Consider the following 16,239-nt stretch of genomic DNA (forward strand, 5'->3'; position numbering starts at 1 on the left):
GGGCGGAACCCGCAAGTCAGAGTGCCCGTACAAGATCCCTGATCCTCTCGATGGCTGCGGTGGAGAGCTCTGGTGCGTCGCGGACGGTGACGTGGCCCGCGGTCGCGAGATCGCTGACGATCACCGTCGCGACGCCCACCGGCACCCGCAGCGCGGTGCCGATCTCGGCGATGGAATGCGGCCGCTGGCACAGCATCACCACGGTGCGCTGTTCGAAGCGCAGCGGGGCCGAGAGCGCGGCGGGCGGCGCCTGCACCAGGGTTTCGATGCGCAGACCGTCCAGCAGCGGGGTGGTGCGCCCCGCGGTGACGACGAACGGACGCACAAAGGCGTCCGCGTCCGCGATCGGTTCGGCCGGACGGGTCGGTGCGCGACGGCTCGGATCGAACCATCCGAACGACTCGGTCACCGGGATCATCCGCGGGTCCGGCAGGCGCGGCCGGTCCGGATCTCTCATCTGCGCAACGTCTCTCGCAACTCGGAGACGAGGGCGGGATCGAGCAGGGCGCCCGCACGTTCGGCGAGCACCGCCATCTCGTAGCCCACCAGTCCGACGTCGCAGCCGCCCTCGGCGATCACGCCGAGGCAGCTGCCGTCGCCGAGCGCGGAGACCAGCAGGAAGCCGCGCTTCATCTCGATCATGATCAGTTTCAGGCCGTCGAACTCGTAACTGCGCGAGGCGCTTCTGGCCAGGCTGGCCAGACCGGACACCATGGCGGCCAGCCGATCGGCTCCGGTGCGATCCAAGCCCTCCGACATCGCGATGAGCAGGCCGTCGGAGGAGACCGCGACGGTGTCGCGGACGCCGTCGGTGTTGCGGACGAAGTTGGCCAGCAGCCAGTTGAAGGTGTGCGGGTCGGCGGTCTGTTGCAGGTGTGTGGTCACGGGCTCCCCTTCGCGGTGGTCATTGCTCTGCGGTGGTCTGGGCCAGATCGGCCTCGCGCGTGGCGTTCTCGGCCGGGTGTAGGGTGCGCTGCGCGGGCGCGCCGCCGCGCTGGTGCCCGGTGCGGAACGCCGACAGCATGCCGCGCACCTCCTCCGGCGATCGCTCGACGGCCGGGGCGACGGGCGGGCGCGGGGGCGAAGGGTGCTGCGCCGCCGGGGTTTCGGCGGAGCGAGGTCGTTTGGTGCGCTTGACGAGTCCGTTCCGGGTGCGCTGGACCGGCGGCTGCCGGTCGCCTTGTGCGGTGCGGAACCACGGCGATTCGCCTGCGGCGGCGGGGGCCGGGACGGTTTCGATCGGTACGACCGTTGTGCGTGGCGCCTGCGGGACGGCTCGTCGCTCGTTGTCGGTTGCACCGACGCCGTTCGTGCGGAACTCCCCTGTCGCACCGGGCAATTCGCGGGGTGAACCGGATGCGGCCGGCCACTGCGCGGACAACGGATATCCATCTGCCGCCACACCCTCGCGGGATGGACCGAATCGCCCTGGCGCACTGACGAGTTCGCGGGCAGAGCCCGCCGCTTCCAGTTCCGGGCGACGGACACCCTCCCGCGCCATCGCCGCACCGCCGATGCCTGCACCGACAACCGCCAGGGAAGAGCTTGCCGTGTCCGGTTCCGGACGAAGGACGCCGTCCCCTGCTGCCGTCACACCCCCACCGACCGGCGGCGCGGGCGGATTCTGCTGTCCGCCGAGGAGTTCCGTCGGCACCAGTAGCCGGGCCACGATGCCGCTCACCGGCGCGATCGTCAATTCGACGTCGATGCCGAGTCGCCGGGCCAGCCTGCCCACCACGTAGTGCCCGAGATAGCGGGTCGGGGCGACCAGGAAGTCGCGGTCGCCGCGCAGGCGGGCGTTGGCCTCCGCCAGCTGCCCGGGTGGCAGGCCGACGCCGTGGTCGACGACCGCGAGCAGGTAGCCGCCGGGCAGTTTGCGACCATAGATCTCGACTTCCAGATCCGGTGGGGAGAAGGCGAGTCCGTTCTCGATCAGCTCGGCGAGCATGTGCGCGAGTTCGCTGACCACCGCCCCCGCGATCGAGACGTCGTCGATCCGGCGCAGCACGACCCTGCGGTAGTCGTCGACCTCGGACAAGCCAGCGCGGATCACGTCGGTGAGCGCGATCGGTTCGGCCCAGCGGCGCGGGCTGCCCTCGCCGACGAGTACCAGCAGGCTCTCCGCGTTGCGGCGCATGCGGGTGGCGAGGTGGTCGAGCTCGAACAGATTCGACAGCGCCTTGGGATCGAGTTCCTCGCGCTCGAATTCGCTGATCAACCCGAGCTGACGGCGCACCAGATTCTGGTTGCGCCTGGCCAGGTTGGCCATCGACTCCGTGCTGTTGCGGCGCAGCAGCGCCTGTTCCGAGGACAGGTCATAGGCGGTGGCCTGCACTCGGTCCAAAGTGGTTGCGACGGCGGCGATCTCGACTGCGGCACCGGGCGGCGTGCGCACCGGCTGCGGGCGGGGCGGCTGCGTATCGCCACCGGCGTGCCAGGCGGCGATCACCTCGGGCAGCCGCCGCCCCGCCACGTCGTCGGCCTCGGCGGCGAGCGCCGCCAGTGGACGCACGATGGCGCGCACGCCCGCCACCACCAGGGCGATCTCGACCGCGATCGCGAGCAGTGTGGCGATCAGGAATCCGGCCAGGGTCCGCGCCGCCACCTGTCGCAGGTCGGCCGCGCGCTGGCGCACCGCGTCGCCGACCGCCTGCTGCACGGCTCGCTGCTCGTCGATGACGGCCGTCATCTGCGCCCACCACAGGCCGGGATCCACCGACCGCACCAGCGGGCCCGCGCTGGAATCGATGGCGACGCGCTCGGATTCGGCCGCCCGCGTCGCCTCGGCGCCGCGCAGCGCGGTGTCGAGCAGGTCGCGCTGCGCGGCGGTGGCGTCGCGCGCGAAGGCGGCCAGCCCGGCCTGCTTGGCGGCCCTGATATCGAGGAACTGGACGTATTCGCCGGGCTCGAAGCCGTCGGCGGCGAACACGCCGTTGAGGAAGCCGCGCTCACGCGCCGTCTGTTCCTTCGCCTCGCCGAGCGCGTACAGCGCGAGCAGACCGTGCCGCACCTCGGCGTCGCGGGCCTGATCCAGGCCGAGCCTCGGACGGTTCAGCGCGTCGATGGCGTCGGTGTAGAACTGGAACGCGGCCGCCCGGCCGATCCGGCCCGTGTCCACCTGGGCACGGACCGCGGGCAACCCGGCGAGCTGACCGACCGCGGCGCGGATCTCAGCGGAACCCGCCGCGCCGCCGGACAATTCGGCGTCGAGTGCGCGCAGCGCGCGGTCGGTCGCCCCCCGCTGGTCCGCGACGGCCTGGTGCAGCCGGACGTCACCGCCGAGCAGGCCGTTGCTCAGACCGCGCTCACGCTGCGCCTCGTGCAGCAGGTCCTGCACCACCAGGGCGAGCGAGACCGCGTCCACCGTGTCGCCGCTGCGCTGGAACGCCTGGATCTCCCTGGCGAGGGTGATGCCGAGCAGCGTGAGCACCAGGGTCAGCGAAACGACCAGAATTCTGGCCAAACGGCCCCGAATGGTGCGCGGCCGAACTATCCTGCCGACACCGGACGCTTCCGGTGCGACGGCCGAAACCGTTGCCGCGCCGCCCGCTTGCGGCCTCCAACGCACACGCACCACCCCGCTCCTCGCGAACTGCGACCGCGACGGTTCGGGGACGAACGCGCGGAATCAGGAGCAAGCTGTCACAAGGCGCGGGCGGGTGTCAACGCGAAAATCCGGCGAAAAGGACGCGAGCAGGCATTCTAAACATGCTGGTAATCCAGTATTTTCGCGGTTTCCATCCGCTCACACCGCGTCGCGCCCGACGGTGACCGCCAGCGGCTCAGCCGACCGCGTCGGCGAGGATGCCGAGTACGGCGTCCGAGGTGTAGAACGGCTCGAGGCGCTCTCGGATCAGCTTGGCCAGCAATCCGTTTCGCTTCGCGCCCTCGATGACGGCTGGGCCGTAACGCAGGATCTCGGTGGCGATGTCGTCACCGGAGAGGCCGAGCTCCGGCAGCATGGCCGCGAGGGTGTGGTCGCCGTACTTGGCGTAGAACACCTCGACGCACTCGTCGACGAGCAGGCCGAAGTACTCCTTCTCGCGGGTGGTCACCCCGATCTCGTAACAGAGCAGCACCAGCTCGTTGAGCTCCTTCTGGGTCAGGTACTCGCGCAGGCCGCTGACCGGCTCGTCGGCGTGCAGGTCCCAGAACTCCATGGCGGCCGAGTGCACGGGGGCGTCGCGCAGCATCTCGCGGATCGCGTTGTTGGTGCGCTTGAGCGCGAACATGGCGCCCTTGCCCGCGAGGTCGCCGACGAACGTGCCGTCGGCGGCCTTCCTGGCGCGGCTGGCGGCCGACTGGCCCAGCGACATCAGCGAGGAGACGCCGGGGATCTTCTCGGCGCGTTCCCGGTTGGCCTGCATGAAGTCGTTGATCAGCTTGTCCACGAACTTCGAGGCCACGGTGGCCACCAAGGGACTCTCGGTGAGCCGGTCCAGGATGCGCTCCTGCGCCTGGTGCATGCCGAAGAGCTTCTCCAGCAACGCCTCCACCGGTTCCCGCTCCACCACCTCGCCGAGGGTGTAGTCGTTGTTGGCGGCGATATGGTCGTAGATCGAATCGGCGAACACGCCGACCATGTCGGCCAGCACGGGGCTGCCGCCGACCAGGTCGACGACCGTCGCGACCGTCCGCTTCGCCTGGTCGAGCTCCACCACCTCGCGGAACAGCAGCGTATCGGCCACGCCCAGCACCGCCTCGACATCGCGCGCGACCACTTCGGCGAAGCGGTCACCGGTCACCTCGGCCAGCAGGAATTCCACCTGGGCATCCAAGAGCCGTTCGGCGATCTCACGCGGCTCGGTCATCGTTCCACCCACTCATCTCGGTCCGGCACAGTGCTCGACGGCGGCTCCGGACCAGCGCACGTCAGTCGGCGCCCTCGCCGCGCAACGATTTCCGTATCCGATCCAGGCGTTCCCGCGCGGCCTTCTCGCGCGCGGCGAACCGCTCGTCGGCGCTGCGGCCCGCCGGGGTCTGCCGGTCGAGCTCACCTATCCCCTGCGCAGTGCCGAAGCGCCGCTCGACCTTATCGCGAACCGACTCGAAAGTAGGCACCCCGGATGGCGAATATCCGCCAGTCTCGGGCATCGTGGGAATGCCGGTCGGCTGAACCGGTACCGCCGGTACCGGGAAACTACCTCCGACCTGCCCGGATGCCGCCGCGCCTTCGCCGCCGTCATACGCCGAAGCATCGGACGTGGCGGGACTCACATCTGACCCGGGCGTCGCATGAGCCGCCCCCGCCAGCTCGTCCAACGCGGCGCGCACGGCCCAGAGGGCCGAGCGCCCCTCGACCGCGGCGCGCAACACGGGCACCAGCTCCGCGTCCGGCAGGGCAGCGAGCCGCGCCGCGATATCCCTCGTATCGCTCATGCCTGCGCCTCGCTATCGCTCCGCTCCAGCATACGCGATGCGCGCCGGCACACGATTCGCTCACTACGTTCACTCATAAGGCCAGGCTACGCATCCGAACAGACCGCTCGCCCTGTTCGAGTGTTCCGGACTAGCCCGCCAGCACCTCGGTCGCCCAGGCCCGCAGTGTGGCGGGCCATTCGCCGCCGAGCACCGCGATGACGTCGTTGTGCCCGGCGCCGGGCACCACCACCAGCCGCTTCGGTTCGGACGCGGCGGCGTACAGCCGCTCGGCATTGCGCAGTGGCAGCAGTTCGTCGCGGTCGCCGTGCATGATCAGCACCGGTGCGGCGAGCCTGCCGATCCGCCGCAGGTTCGGGTAGGCGTCGGGGATCAGCGGGCGCGGCAGGAACGGATAGATCGACCCGGCCGCGTCACGGATGCCGGTGAAGGTCGACATCAGCACGAGTCCGGCGGGCGGATGCACCTCGGCGAGTTCGAGCAGCACGCCGCCGCCCAGCGACTTGCCCAGGTACAGCACCCGATTCGGGTCCACCTCGGGCCGCGCGAGCAGCCCGGCGCGCGCCGCCCGCGCGTCCAGGTAGGTGCCGTGCTCGCTGGGCCGCCCGGTGCTGCGGCCGTAGCCGCGGTAGTCGAAGGCGAGCACGTCGAAACCCGCGGCGACGAGCAGCGCGTAGATCGCGACCCGGTCGCCGAGGTTGCCCGCGTTGCCGTGCGCGAAGAGCACGTGCCCAATCGACCGCGGCGCGGGCAGCCACCAGGCGTGCAGGGTCTCACCGTCCTCGGTGCTCAGGGACAGATCGGTGTAGTCAAGGCCGACCGCGGCGGGCGTCTGCAGGATCTGCCGCTCCGGCAGATACGTCAGCGCGTTGAGGATCCGGGCGGCGGGGTGTCGCATGCAGACGTTCTTACCCGCCGGACCGTGGTGGCTCGACCCCGCCCCGGCGATGACGCGGTCGTCCCCAGCGTCCGCGCCGACAATTCCGCGTCGGCAAGGCGCATGCGCCCGGTCTGCTCGAGATCGCTGATCCGCGGCCGACGGCAACGGCAGATCCGATCCGTCTTCATGATGGTCAGCGCGCCGCCGATCGCCGGACTGCACGCCGCCACCGCCGACCTCGACCCACCACTGGCCGCGCTCAACCTGACCGCGCTGCGCGCAAACACCGCCGACATGGTCAGCGCGCCGCCGCGGTCGACGCAACCGCCCAACTCGGCGTGGACGCAGGCCAGGCCATGCGGAGCGCTGGCGATCGGCGGCGGCCCGGACGGCTCATCGGCCGAATTCAGTCGACGGCCACGTCGACACCGCGCCAGAACGCGACACGGTCGCGCACCATCTCGGCCTCCGGCTTGGGCGTCGGGTAGTACCAGGCGGCGTCGGGGTTGCGCTCACCGTCGACGGTCACCGTGTAGTAGGAGGCGGTGCCCTTCCACGGACAGATCGTGTGGTGCTCGCTGGACTCGAAGTACTCGCGGCGCACGGCGTCCGCCGGGAAGTAGTGATTGCCCTCCACCACCACGGTGTCGTCGCTCTCGGCGAGCACCGTCTCACGCCATACGGCTCGTACAGTCATTGAAACTCCCGGGTCGTCGGAGGAAAGCTGCCAACCGCCACGCTACTCCCGAGTGCCAGGCGGCCCGGCACGCTGCGCCGAACCCCGGGACGCGCACGGCCGCGATACGACGAGACCCGTACGGCGTTGCGGCCGTACGGGTCTCGATGGGGTTTCGAAGTCAGCCGCGCAGGACCGCGCCCACCGCGTCGGCGGCCGACGCCACCGCGGCGTCGCGGGCGGCGCTCGCCTCGTCCTCGGTCAGCGTGCGGTCCGGCGCGCGGAAACGCAGCGCGTAGGTGAGGGACTTGCGACCCTCGCCCGCTTGGGCGCCCTCGTACACGTCGAACAGGGCGATGTCCTCGAGCAGCTCGCCGCCGCCGGTGCGCAGCGCGGCCTCGACCGAGCCCGCGGACACCGACTTCTCGACGCTGACGGACACGTCCTGCAGCACCGCGGGGAACGGCGACACCACCGGCACCGGGCGCGACTCGCGCAGCGGCAGCGCATCGAGGTTCAGCTCGAGCGCGCAGGTGCGCGGCGGCAGGCCGGAGCGTTCCAGCACGGCAGGGTGCAGCTCACCGGCGTAGCCGACCACCTCGCCGTCCACCACCAGCTCGGCGCAGCGGCCGGGATGCCACGGCAGGTGCGCGGCGGCGCGACGCTCGATGGTCACGCCCGCGGCGTCCGCGATGGCGTCGGCCAGGGCGAATGCGTCGGCGGCCTCGGCGGGACGGCCCTGGCCCCACGGTCCGCGCGGCTCGCGGCGGCCCGTGAGCACGACGCCGACATGCACGGGCTGCGCGGGCAGCGAGTCGATCAGCTCGGCGATCTCCTCCTCGGTCGGGCGCCGATCCACCGGAAACGCCTCGACCGCCCTGGTGTTCGGGCCGGGCAGCACCACTTGGGCGATGCCGTAGACGGTCAGGTCGCGCGCGCCGCGTGAGATGTTGCGTGCGGCCACCTCGAACAGGCCGGGCAGCAGCGTGGTGGCCAGTTCGGCGCGTTCGACATCGAGCGGGTTCAGCACGCGGGTGGTGACGCGGCGCGGGTCGTCGGCGTCCAAGCCCCACGTGTCGAAGACACCCGAGGGCAGGAACATCGGCGGCGGCACCTCGATGCCACCGGCGAAGGCCAGCGCCCGGCTGACCGCGCGGCGGCGGCGCTGCGCGGCGGTGAGCCCGCGTCCGGCCGGCGCGGTCGGCAGCACCGACGGGATCTGCTCCAGACCCTCGAGCCGGAGCACCTCCTCCACCAGGTCGGCGGGCTGGGCCAGGTCGGGCCGCCAGCTCGGCGGGGTGACCACCAGCTGACCGTGCCCGGTCTCCTCGTTCACCGACACCTCGACGGTGCAGCCGATCTGGGCAAGCCTGCGGGCGGACGTGCCGGTCGGGTAGGTGACGCCCGCGACGCGGTCGGCCAGGTCGATGTCGATGCGAATCGGCTCCGCCTGCGGCGTCGGCACCCGCACGTCGGTGAGCGCGGGCTCGATGACGCCGCCCGCGATCTCGGCGAGCAAGGTGGCCGCCCGGTCCAGCGCGGCGACGTTGATCTCGGGATCGACCACGCGCTCGTAGCGCTTGCCCGCCTCGGACACCAGCTTGTGCCTGCGCGCGGTGCGGTAGACCAGCAGCGGGTTCCAGGTGGCCGCCTCGAGCACCACGTCGGTGGTCTCGGGCCCGACCTCGGTGCTGCCGCCGCCCATCACGCCGGCCAGCGAGACCACGCCGGAATCGTCGGCGATCACCACGTCCTCGGCGTCGAGCACACGCTCCACCTCGTCGAGGGTGCGCAGCGTCTCGCCCTTGTTCGCGGTGCGGACCACCAGACCGCCGCTGAGCTTGCTCGCGTCGAACGCGTGCAGCGGCTGGCCCAGCTCGAGCATGACGTAGTTGGTGACGTCGACCGCGGGCGAGATCGGGCGCACGCCCGACAGCAGCAGCCGGCGCTGCAACCACCACGGGCTGACCGCGTTCGGGTCGATGCCGGTGACCCGCCGCACCGCGAACCGGGTGCACTTCGAGGACGGCTCGAGCTGCACGGGCCAGGCGTCGGCCTCGTCGTCGGGCATGGTGCGCACCGCCGGATCGGCGTACTCCAGGTCGAAGCCGCAGGCCAGCTCGCGGGCCAGGCCGCGCACCGAGAAGCAGTAGCCGCGGTCCGGCGTGATGTTCAGCTCGATGACCGTGTCGTTCAGGCCGAGCAGCTCGTTGGCGTCGGTGCCGGGTTCGGCGGTGCCCGGCTCCAGCACCAGGATGCCGGAGTGGTCCTTGCCGATGCCCAGTTCGGCGACCGAGCAGATCATGCCGTTGGAGACGTGGCCGTAGGTCTTGCGCGAGGCGATCGTGAAGCCGCCGGGCAGCTCACCGCCGGGCAGCACCACGACGACCAGGTCGCCGACGGCGAAATTCCGTGCGCCGCAAACGATCTCCTGCAACTCGGGGTTGCCCACGTCGACCTTGCAGAAGCGGATCGGCTTCTTGAACTCGGTCAGCTCGGTGATCTCGGCGACGCGGCCGACGACCAGCGGCTTGTCGATGTCACCGGTCACCCGGTGGAGCTTGTCGACCTCCTCGACTTCCAGCCCCACACGGACGAACCCGGCATCCAGTTCCTCCGGCGTCACCGACCACTCGGGCGTGGTGCGCTGGATGATCTCGGTCAGCCAGGACTGCGCTACTCGCACTTGAGGTTTCGCTCTCTCGATCGAAGGGAGTTCGGGACTCGGGCCGGTTCAGGACCGGATGCCGAAGGGCAGGGTGAACCGCACGTCGCCCTCGACGATGTCGCGCATGTCCGGGATGCCGTTGCGGAACTGCAGGGTGCGCTCCAGGCCCATGCCGAACGCGAACCCGCTGTACACCTCGGGGTCGATGCCGCTGGCGATCAGCACCTTGGGGTTGACCATGCCGCAGCCGCCCCACTCGACCCAGCCCGCGCCGCCCTTCTTGTCCGGGAACCAGACGTCCACCTCGGCGGACGGCTCGGTGAACGGGAAGTAGTTCGGGCGCATCCTGGTACGCGTCTCCGAGCCGAACAGCGCGCGCGCGAACGCGTCAAGGGTGCCGCGCAGGTGCGCCATGGTCAGGCCCTTGTCCACCGCGAGGCCCTCCACCTGGGAGAACACCGGCGTGTGGGTGGCGTCCAGCTCGTCGGTGCGGAAGGTGCGGCCCGGGCACACCACATAGATCGGCAGGTCGCGCTCGAGCATGGAGCGCACCTGCACCGGCGAGGTGTGCGTGCGCAGCACCTGGCGCGAACCCTCCGGCGCGATGTGGAAGGTGTCCTGCATGGTGCGGGCCGGATGGTCGGGCAGGAAGTTGAGCGCGTCGAAGTTGAAGTGCTCGGTCTCCACCTCGGGACCCTCGGCCACCTCCCAGCCCATCGCGACGAACACGTCGGCGATCTGCTCCGAGATGACGGTGATCGGGTGCCGGGCGCCGACCGGCTGGCGGCGGGCGGGCAGCGTGACATCGATCGTCTCGGCCACCAGCACGGCCGCGTCGCGCTCGGCGAGCAGCACCGCACGACGGGACTCGAAGGCCTCGGAGACCCGCGCCCGCGCCACGTTCACCCGCTTGCCCGCGTCGGCCTTCTCCGCCTTGGGCAGCCCGCCCAGCGCGCGTTGCGCGAGGGCCAGTGCCGCCTTACCGCCGAGATGCTCGGTCTTGGCCACCGCGAGAGCGTCCAGATCGGCGGCCGCCGCGAACGCCTTCTCGGCCTCGGCCGCCGCCGCGGCCAGCGCCTCCTCGGTCAGCGCGACGGCTTGCGTCTCGGGGTTCTGCTCGACTCCGGTGTTGTCGTCGGCCACGATCGTTCGTCTCTCCCCTGGGGATCGGTTCGCGGGTCCGGCTTATTGCCTACCCACATTGCTGCTGGTGGAATCCTATTGGATCGGCCATGCCCGATTCACGCGGATTACCCGTCGGCGGGCCGCGCGGCCGCGCCAAGGCCGCGTGTTCACCCCCGCCCGGCACACGGAAAACGGGCATCCGCGCAGGTATCGCGCCTCGTCCGGTCGATCACCAGAGCGGCACGTATACCGCGTCACCCTCCACATCGGGCGCGACAGGCAGGAAATCCGGGACCGTCCGCGCGGCGCTGGCCCGCATCTTGCGCACCGCCTCCGCCACGCCGGGCGCGGCGATGCCGAGCCGGTCGAGCAGTTCGGCGCGCACCTCGAGGAACTCCGGCCGGTCGACGGCGAACTGCTCCTCCAGCTCGGCCACCGGGCGGCCGGTGCCGAGATCGCGCCAGTACGGATATGTCGCTATCAGGGCGACCGCCTCGACCAGATCCGCGGCCAACAGCACCGCGCCCCCTTCGGAGTCGGCGTACAGGACCGGGCGCTCCGTCCCCGCGGCGCCGCACAGAAAGAACGTGCCGCCCGCCCGGTCGCCCGCGATCGGCGCGAGCGGCGTACCGCTCGGCAGCCGCAGGTCCTCGACCGGCTCGCGGCGGGTGATGTCGAAGTCACCCGGCCAGGCGAGCAGCCCGGCCAGCTCGGGATCGCCCTCGATCCGGCGCAGCAGTTCGTCCCCGGCGCTCATGATCGAACCCTAGAACGCCCCCGCGTGTCGCACACGAGAACTGGCATAGAGACAGATGGCCGCGGCGGCGGCGAGGTTGAGGCTCTCGGCGCGGCCGTGGATGGGAATGCGAACGCGGTGGTCGGCGCGCGCTGCGACGGCCGGGTCGAGGCCGTGCGCCTCGTTGCCGAACAGCCAGGCGATCGGGCGCTGGAAGAGCTCGTCGGCCTCGTCCAGGTCGACCTCGCCCGCGGCGGTCGTGGCGAGCAGCGTGATGCCGGCGGCGGCAAGGGAATCCAGGGTCTCCGTGACATCGTGGTGGCGGGCGACGGGCACGTGGAAGAGACTTCCCGCGGTGGCGCGCACGCACTTGCCGTTGTGCGGGTCGACGGTGTCGCCCGCCAGCACCACGCCGTCGGCGCCCACCGCGTCGGCGACCCGGATGAGGGTGCCCGCGTTACCGGGTTCGGCGATCTCGACGGGGACCGCGAGCATCCGCGGACGCTTGCCGAGAATGTCGGTCAGCGGGACGTCGATCAGCTCACACACCGCGACCAGGCCCGGCGCGGTGACGGTCTCGCCGAGATGCTGGGCGGCCCGGTCGCTCACCAGTGTGGTGCGCACGCCCGCGGCGGCCGTACCGGCGATCAGCTCGTGCTCCCGCGTCGCCGCGGCGGCGGAGTAGAACAGTTCCCGCACCCGCCCGGTCTCCAGTGCCGCGGCGACCGAATTGGCCCCCTCGGCGAGGAAGAGCCCGGCCTTGCGGCGCTGCGGTGCGCGGTGCAGCTTGACAGCCGAAACGACCCGCGGATTGCGCTCGGAGAGCGCGTCCGCGGGTCGTTCCGAAAGATGTCCCTTGGTCAACAGGGTCGGCCGGATCAGGCGGCCGGGGCGTTGACGTCCTGCGGGAGGGCGGCCTTGGCGACAGCGACCAGACCGGCGAAGGCCTCGGCGTCGGAGACGGCGAGCTCGGCCAGGATCTTGCGGTCCACCTCGACACCCGCGGCCTTCAGGCCCTGGATGAAGCGGTTGTAGGTGATGTCGTTGATGCGCGCCGCGGCGTTGATGCGGGCGATCCACAGCTTGCGGAAGTCACCCTTGCGCGCCCGGCGGTCCCGGTAGGCGTAGGTGAGCGAGTGCAGCTGCTGTTCCTTGGCCTTGCGGTACAGCCGCGAGCGCTGGCCCCGGTAGCCCTTGGAGGCCTCGAGGATGGAACGGCGCTTCTTCTGAGCGTTGACGGCCCTCTTGACGCGTGCCACTTGGTCAGTCCTTGATCGAATAGGGGGCGCGTGCGGCGCCCGGGAGGTTGGTCGGGGATGGCGTCCGGAATCTCCGGTCGCGGTGCTGCCCTAGGGGACTCAGATACCCAGCAGCTTCTTCACGCGACGGACGTCGGCAGCCGCGACGACCTCCGTGCCGTCCAGACGACGAGTCCGGCGGGTGGGCTTGTGCTCGAACAGGTGGCGACGGTTCGCCTGCTGGCGCAGCAGCTTGCCTTTACCGGACACCTTGAATCGCTTCGAGGCGCCGCTGTGGCTCTTCATCTTCGGCATGGATTCCTCTATCTGGTCGTCCCGGCGGTCGTCGCCGACCGCCGGTGTCTGTTCGTATTACTGCGGGCGTGGCCTACTCGGCCTGCTCCGCGGCCGGGGTCTCACCGGCGGGCGCGGCGCTCGCGGCAGGCCGTCCGGCCGATTCCTGCTGCGCCTTCACGCGGGTCTTCGCTCCCTTGTGGGGTGCGAGGACCATGGTCATGTTCCGGCCGTCCTGCTTGGCCGAGGTCTCCACGAAACCCAGGTCCGCGACGTCGGAGGCCAGCCGCTGCAGCAGCCGGAACCCGAGCTCGGGCCGGGACTGCTCGCGACCCCGGAACATGATCGTCACCTTGACCTTGGACCCGGCTTCGAGGAAGCGAACGACGTTCCGCTTCTTGGTCTCGTAGTCGTGGTCGTCGATCTTGGGCCGGAGCTTCTGCTCCTTGATCACAGTCTGTTGCTGGTTCTTCCGAGACTCGCGCGCCTTCTGCGCCGTCTCGTACTTGAACTTGCCGTAGTCCATGATCTTGCAAACCGGCGGACGGGCATCCGGAGCCACCTCGACAAGGTCGAGATCGGCCTCGAGGGCGACGCGTAGCGCATCTTCAACACGCACGATCCCAACCTGCTCGCCGCCAGGTCCGATGAGTCGAACCTCGGGAACACGGATGCGATCGTTGATGCGGGTCTCAGTGCTGATGGGGCCTCCTAGGTCAAGCGGTGTCGTCAGACGACCGCAGGCAATAACTGCAACCCCTTGTTCAACACAAAGGCCCCGGTGCGGTATTTCACCGCAACGGGGCCCGAGTCGACCGATCGCCGATGTCAGGCATCGACTCTTGCGCGCGAGACGGCTCTCCACGCAAGAAACCCGCCGCGAGGGCGGGCGACCGGACCGTTTTACCAGTACGATTGCTCGTCGGTAACGGTGGGAGTCGGGCTCCACTTATCAGCCCCGGGTCGTGCCACACCAGGCGACGCGGTTCGGGGCGGTCGTCAGCGAAAAGTTTAGCATTGCCGTCCGCTATCGCCGAATCGGTCCGGAAAGCGCCCCCGACGCCACCTCACTGTGACGCACCTCGCCGCCTGGGCGAACGCCGGGCTGATGAAGAACGCCGCGGAGATCGGCCAGCTCCGACTGCTCCGGGCGGCCTCGCTAGCCTGATGGGCATGACTGACGAGCTCGACTCCTCCGTGCGCGACCTGGCCGACATCCCCGCCGTCGAGGTGATCAGCCGCGCCGCCGTGATGCTGATGAGTTCGGCCGCGGAAAAGCTGGGCCTCGCCGACGCGGACCCGGACAGCAGCCCGCACCGCGACCTGGACGAGGCACGCCGCGTCATCACGGCGCTCGCGGGCCTGGTCACGGCATCGGTCGAATACCTCGGGCCACACGCGGGGCCCATCCGCGAGGGTCTGCAGTCCCTGCAGCGGGCGTTCCGCGAGGCTTCCGCCCACCCGGACGAGCCGGGCAAGGGTCCGGGCGAGAAGTACACCGGCCCCGTCCACTGAGCCGGTCCACCCTCGGCGAAAAACCGCGTGCCGTAGGCGACCTGCTTCCGTAGGCTCGGCCCGACGGCTCGAAAGACGGAGGCTCCCATGGCGACTCGGATCGTGCTCGCACCCGGATTCTGGCTCGGCGCGTGGGCGTGGGACGAAGTCGCCGAAGCGCTGCGGCAGCATGGCGACGACGTCGTGGCACTGACCTTGCGCGGCCTCGACACCGGCGACCCCGACCGGCTGGCGGTCACCCTGGAGGAGCAGGCAGCGGGCATTGTCGAGGCGATGGGCTCGGGCGCCCCGGCGGTGCTGGTCGCGCACAGCGGCGCGGGCGTCACCGGATACCTGGCGACCGATCTCGCCGCGGAACGCTTCGCGCGCGTCATCTACGTGGACACGCCTCCCGCCCACGAGGGGTTCGCCGTGAATCCCGGCCTGGATCCGGCACTGCGCGAATGGAAGCTCCCGGAGTGGTCCGAGTTTCGCGAGGTGGCGCCGAATCTGCTCGACGGTCTCGACGACAGGGCGCTGAGCCGGTTTCGCGCGCTGGCCGTCTCCGAACCGGCCACGATCGCCGCCGTTCCCCTGAAACTCAGCGAGCGCACCGAACGTATGCGGGTTCCGAGCACCGTCGTTTGCTGCTCGTTCACCGCCGCGGTCGCGCGCGAACAGGCGACCTCGGACGAGCCGAGCATGTTCGACGAACTCGCCCGCTTGGACGCCGAATACCTCGAGCTGCCGACCGGCCACTGGCCGATGTTCTCCCGCCCGCGCGAACTGGCCGAGCTGATTCACGCCGCCGCCGGACGGTGAACGCGAGAGGTCGATGCGGCATGCTGGCAGTATGTCGACACCGATCTTGCTCGTTCCCGGATTCTGGCTCGGCGCGTGGGCGTGGGACGAGGTGGCCGGGGACCTGCGCGGACGCGGCTTCGAGGTGCACGCGCTGACACTGCCCGGCCTCGATCCCGCCGACGAGGACCGGTTCGCGGCCACCATCGAGGAGCAGGCGGGCGCCATCCTCGCGGCCATCGACCCCGCGGAATCCGCTGTGCTGGTGGCTCATTCGGGCGCGGCGTCGCCGGGCTACCTGGCCACCGATGTCGCGCCGGAGCGCTTCGTGCACGCGGTGTACGTCGACTGCGCGCCGGTGCCGGACGGTTTCGTGCTCAACGATTCACTCGGCGCGGCGCGCGAGTACCCGCTGCCGAGCTGGGAGCAATTGGCGGAGGAGGGTGACAGCCTCGTCGGGCTGGACCCGGCGCAGCTGGCCCGATTCCGGGAGCGCGCGGTGTCGGAGCCCGCGAGCATCGCGAGTGCGCCGCTGCGCCTGAGCGATTCGCCCGCGCGCCTCGCGGTGCCGACGACGGTGGTGTGCACCAGCATCACCGCGGAGCTGGTGCGGCAGTTGAGCACGAGTGGCGAGGCGCCGGTGTTCAGCGAGATCGCCCGCATCGATGCCACGCTGATCGACCTGCCGACCGGCCACTGGCCGATGTGGTCGAAGCCCGCGGAACTCGCGGAGATCATCGCGGGCGCCGCGACGAACTGAGCGCGGCGCGGCGCGGCCGAGACGGGGCGGGCCGACGCTCGACCGGCCCCGCCCGGCGCGATCACTGTCCCGGCGTGACCGAGATCGACGAGCCGGTGGCGATCATGGTGGCGATGGCCTGGAAGAGGCTGGTCAGCCCGGCGCTTCCGCTGTCCATGGAATTTCCTTTCGCTGTCGGGCGCGCTCAG

The 16,239-nt window shown here is 70.7% G+C and carries 17 protein-coding genes; 3 read left to right on the forward strand and 14 right to left on the reverse strand.

Features of this window, described 5'->3' with window-relative positions:
- Nucleotides 1–16: 16 nt before the first annotated feature.
- From AB0H50_RS14805 to infC, 14 genes are all read right to left on the reverse strand, one after another.
- Nucleotides 17–457 carry a DUF742 domain-containing protein gene (locus AB0H50_RS14805; RefSeq protein WP_357451749.1) on the reverse strand — a complete coding sequence of 147 codons (441 nt, stop codon included), beginning with the start codon at nt 455–457 and terminating at the stop codon, nt 17–19.
- Nucleotides 454–885, reverse strand: a complete 432-nt coding sequence (locus AB0H50_RS14810) for a roadblock/LC7 domain-containing protein (RefSeq protein WP_357451752.1) — start codon at nt 883–885, stop codon at nt 454–456. Before AB0H50_RS14810 ends, AB0H50_RS14805 begins: the two co-directional genes overlap by 4 nt.
- 19 nt (nt 886–904) lie before the next feature.
- A complete protein-coding gene (locus AB0H50_RS14815; protein ID WP_357451755.1) occupies nt 905–3,574 on the reverse strand; it encodes a nitrate- and nitrite sensing domain-containing protein in 2,670 nt (889 codons plus the stop codon).
- Nucleotides 3,575–3,782: 208 nt separating this feature from the next.
- Nucleotides 3,783–4,811, reverse strand: coding sequence for a hypothetical protein (locus AB0H50_RS14820; RefSeq protein WP_357451758.1), 1,029 nt, complete (start codon nt 4,809–4,811; stop codon nt 3,783–3,785).
- 61 nt (nt 4,812–4,872) lie between these two features.
- Nucleotides 4,873–5,379 (reverse strand): hypothetical protein, encoded by a 507-nt coding sequence (locus AB0H50_RS14825; RefSeq protein ID WP_357451761.1) that lies wholly within the window; start codon nt 5,377–5,379, stop codon nt 4,873–4,875.
- A gap of 130 nt (nt 5,380–5,509) precedes the next feature.
- A complete protein-coding gene (locus tag AB0H50_RS14830; protein WP_357451763.1) occupies nt 5,510–6,277 on the reverse strand; it encodes an alpha/beta hydrolase in 768 nt (255 codons plus the stop codon).
- Between the two features lie 388 nt (nt 6,278–6,665).
- Nucleotides 6,666–6,956, reverse strand: coding sequence for a DUF427 domain-containing protein (locus AB0H50_RS14835; RefSeq protein WP_357451765.1), 291 nt, complete (start codon nt 6,954–6,956; stop codon nt 6,666–6,668).
- A 160-nt stretch (nt 6,957–7,116) separates the two neighbouring features.
- A complete protein-coding gene (gene pheT, locus AB0H50_RS14840; protein WP_357451768.1) occupies nt 7,117–9,621 on the reverse strand; it encodes a phenylalanine--tRNA ligase subunit beta in 2,505 nt (834 codons plus the stop codon).
- Nucleotides 9,622–9,669: 48 nt separating this feature from the next.
- A complete protein-coding gene (pheS, locus tag AB0H50_RS14845; RefSeq protein ID WP_357451771.1) occupies nt 9,670–10,746 on the reverse strand; it encodes a phenylalanine--tRNA ligase subunit alpha in 1,077 nt (358 codons plus the stop codon).
- Nucleotides 10,747–10,957: 211 nt separating this feature from the next.
- Nucleotides 10,958–11,485 (reverse strand): hypothetical protein, encoded by a 528-nt coding sequence (locus tag AB0H50_RS14850; protein ID WP_357451774.1) that lies wholly within the window; start codon nt 11,483–11,485, stop codon nt 10,958–10,960.
- Nucleotides 11,486–11,494: 9 nt separating this feature from the next.
- Nucleotides 11,495–12,328 (reverse strand): RNA methyltransferase, encoded by an 834-nt coding sequence (locus AB0H50_RS14855; protein ID WP_357451777.1) that lies wholly within the window; start codon nt 12,326–12,328, stop codon nt 11,495–11,497.
- Nucleotides 12,329–12,342: 14 nt separating this feature from the next.
- Nucleotides 12,343–12,723 carry a 50S ribosomal protein L20 gene (rplT, locus tag AB0H50_RS14860; protein WP_039797323.1) on the reverse strand — a complete coding sequence of 127 codons (381 nt, stop codon included), beginning with the start codon at nt 12,721–12,723 and terminating at the stop codon, nt 12,343–12,345.
- A gap of 99 nt (nt 12,724–12,822) precedes the next feature.
- Nucleotides 12,823–13,017 (reverse strand): 50S ribosomal protein L35, encoded by a 195-nt coding sequence (rpmI, locus tag AB0H50_RS14865; protein ID WP_040706116.1) that lies wholly within the window; start codon nt 13,015–13,017, stop codon nt 12,823–12,825.
- A 73-nt stretch (nt 13,018–13,090) separates the two neighbouring features.
- The gene (gene infC, locus AB0H50_RS14870; RefSeq protein ID WP_084501921.1) at nt 13,091–13,744 is read right to left on the reverse strand and encodes a translation initiation factor IF-3; all 654 of its coding nucleotides are present in this window, start codon (nt 13,742–13,744) and stop codon (nt 13,091–13,093) included.
- 425 nt (nt 13,745–14,169) lie between these two features.
- Here infC and AB0H50_RS14875 point away from each other — a divergent pair, with 425 nt between their 5' ends.
- From AB0H50_RS14875 to AB0H50_RS14885, 3 genes are all read left to right on the forward strand, one after another.
- Entirely contained in the window at nt 14,170–14,511 is a 342-nt protein-coding gene (locus tag AB0H50_RS14875; protein WP_357451780.1) for a DUF1844 domain-containing protein, read from the forward strand.
- Between the two features lie 87 nt (nt 14,512–14,598).
- On the forward strand, nt 14,599–15,312 hold the full coding sequence (locus AB0H50_RS14880) for an alpha/beta hydrolase (RefSeq protein WP_357451783.1): 714 nt from the start codon (nt 14,599–14,601) through the stop codon (nt 15,310–15,312).
- Nucleotides 15,313–15,343: 31 nt separating this feature from the next.
- Nucleotides 15,344–16,051 (forward strand): alpha/beta hydrolase, encoded by a 708-nt coding sequence (locus tag AB0H50_RS14885; RefSeq protein ID WP_357451785.1) that lies wholly within the window; start codon nt 15,344–15,346, stop codon nt 16,049–16,051.
- Nucleotides 16,052–16,239: the final 188 nt, after the last annotated feature.

This window comes from Nocardia sp. NPDC050793 (assembly GCF_040654065.1).
Taxonomy (GTDB): domain Bacteria; phylum Actinomycetota; class Actinomycetes; order Mycobacteriales; family Mycobacteriaceae; genus Nocardia.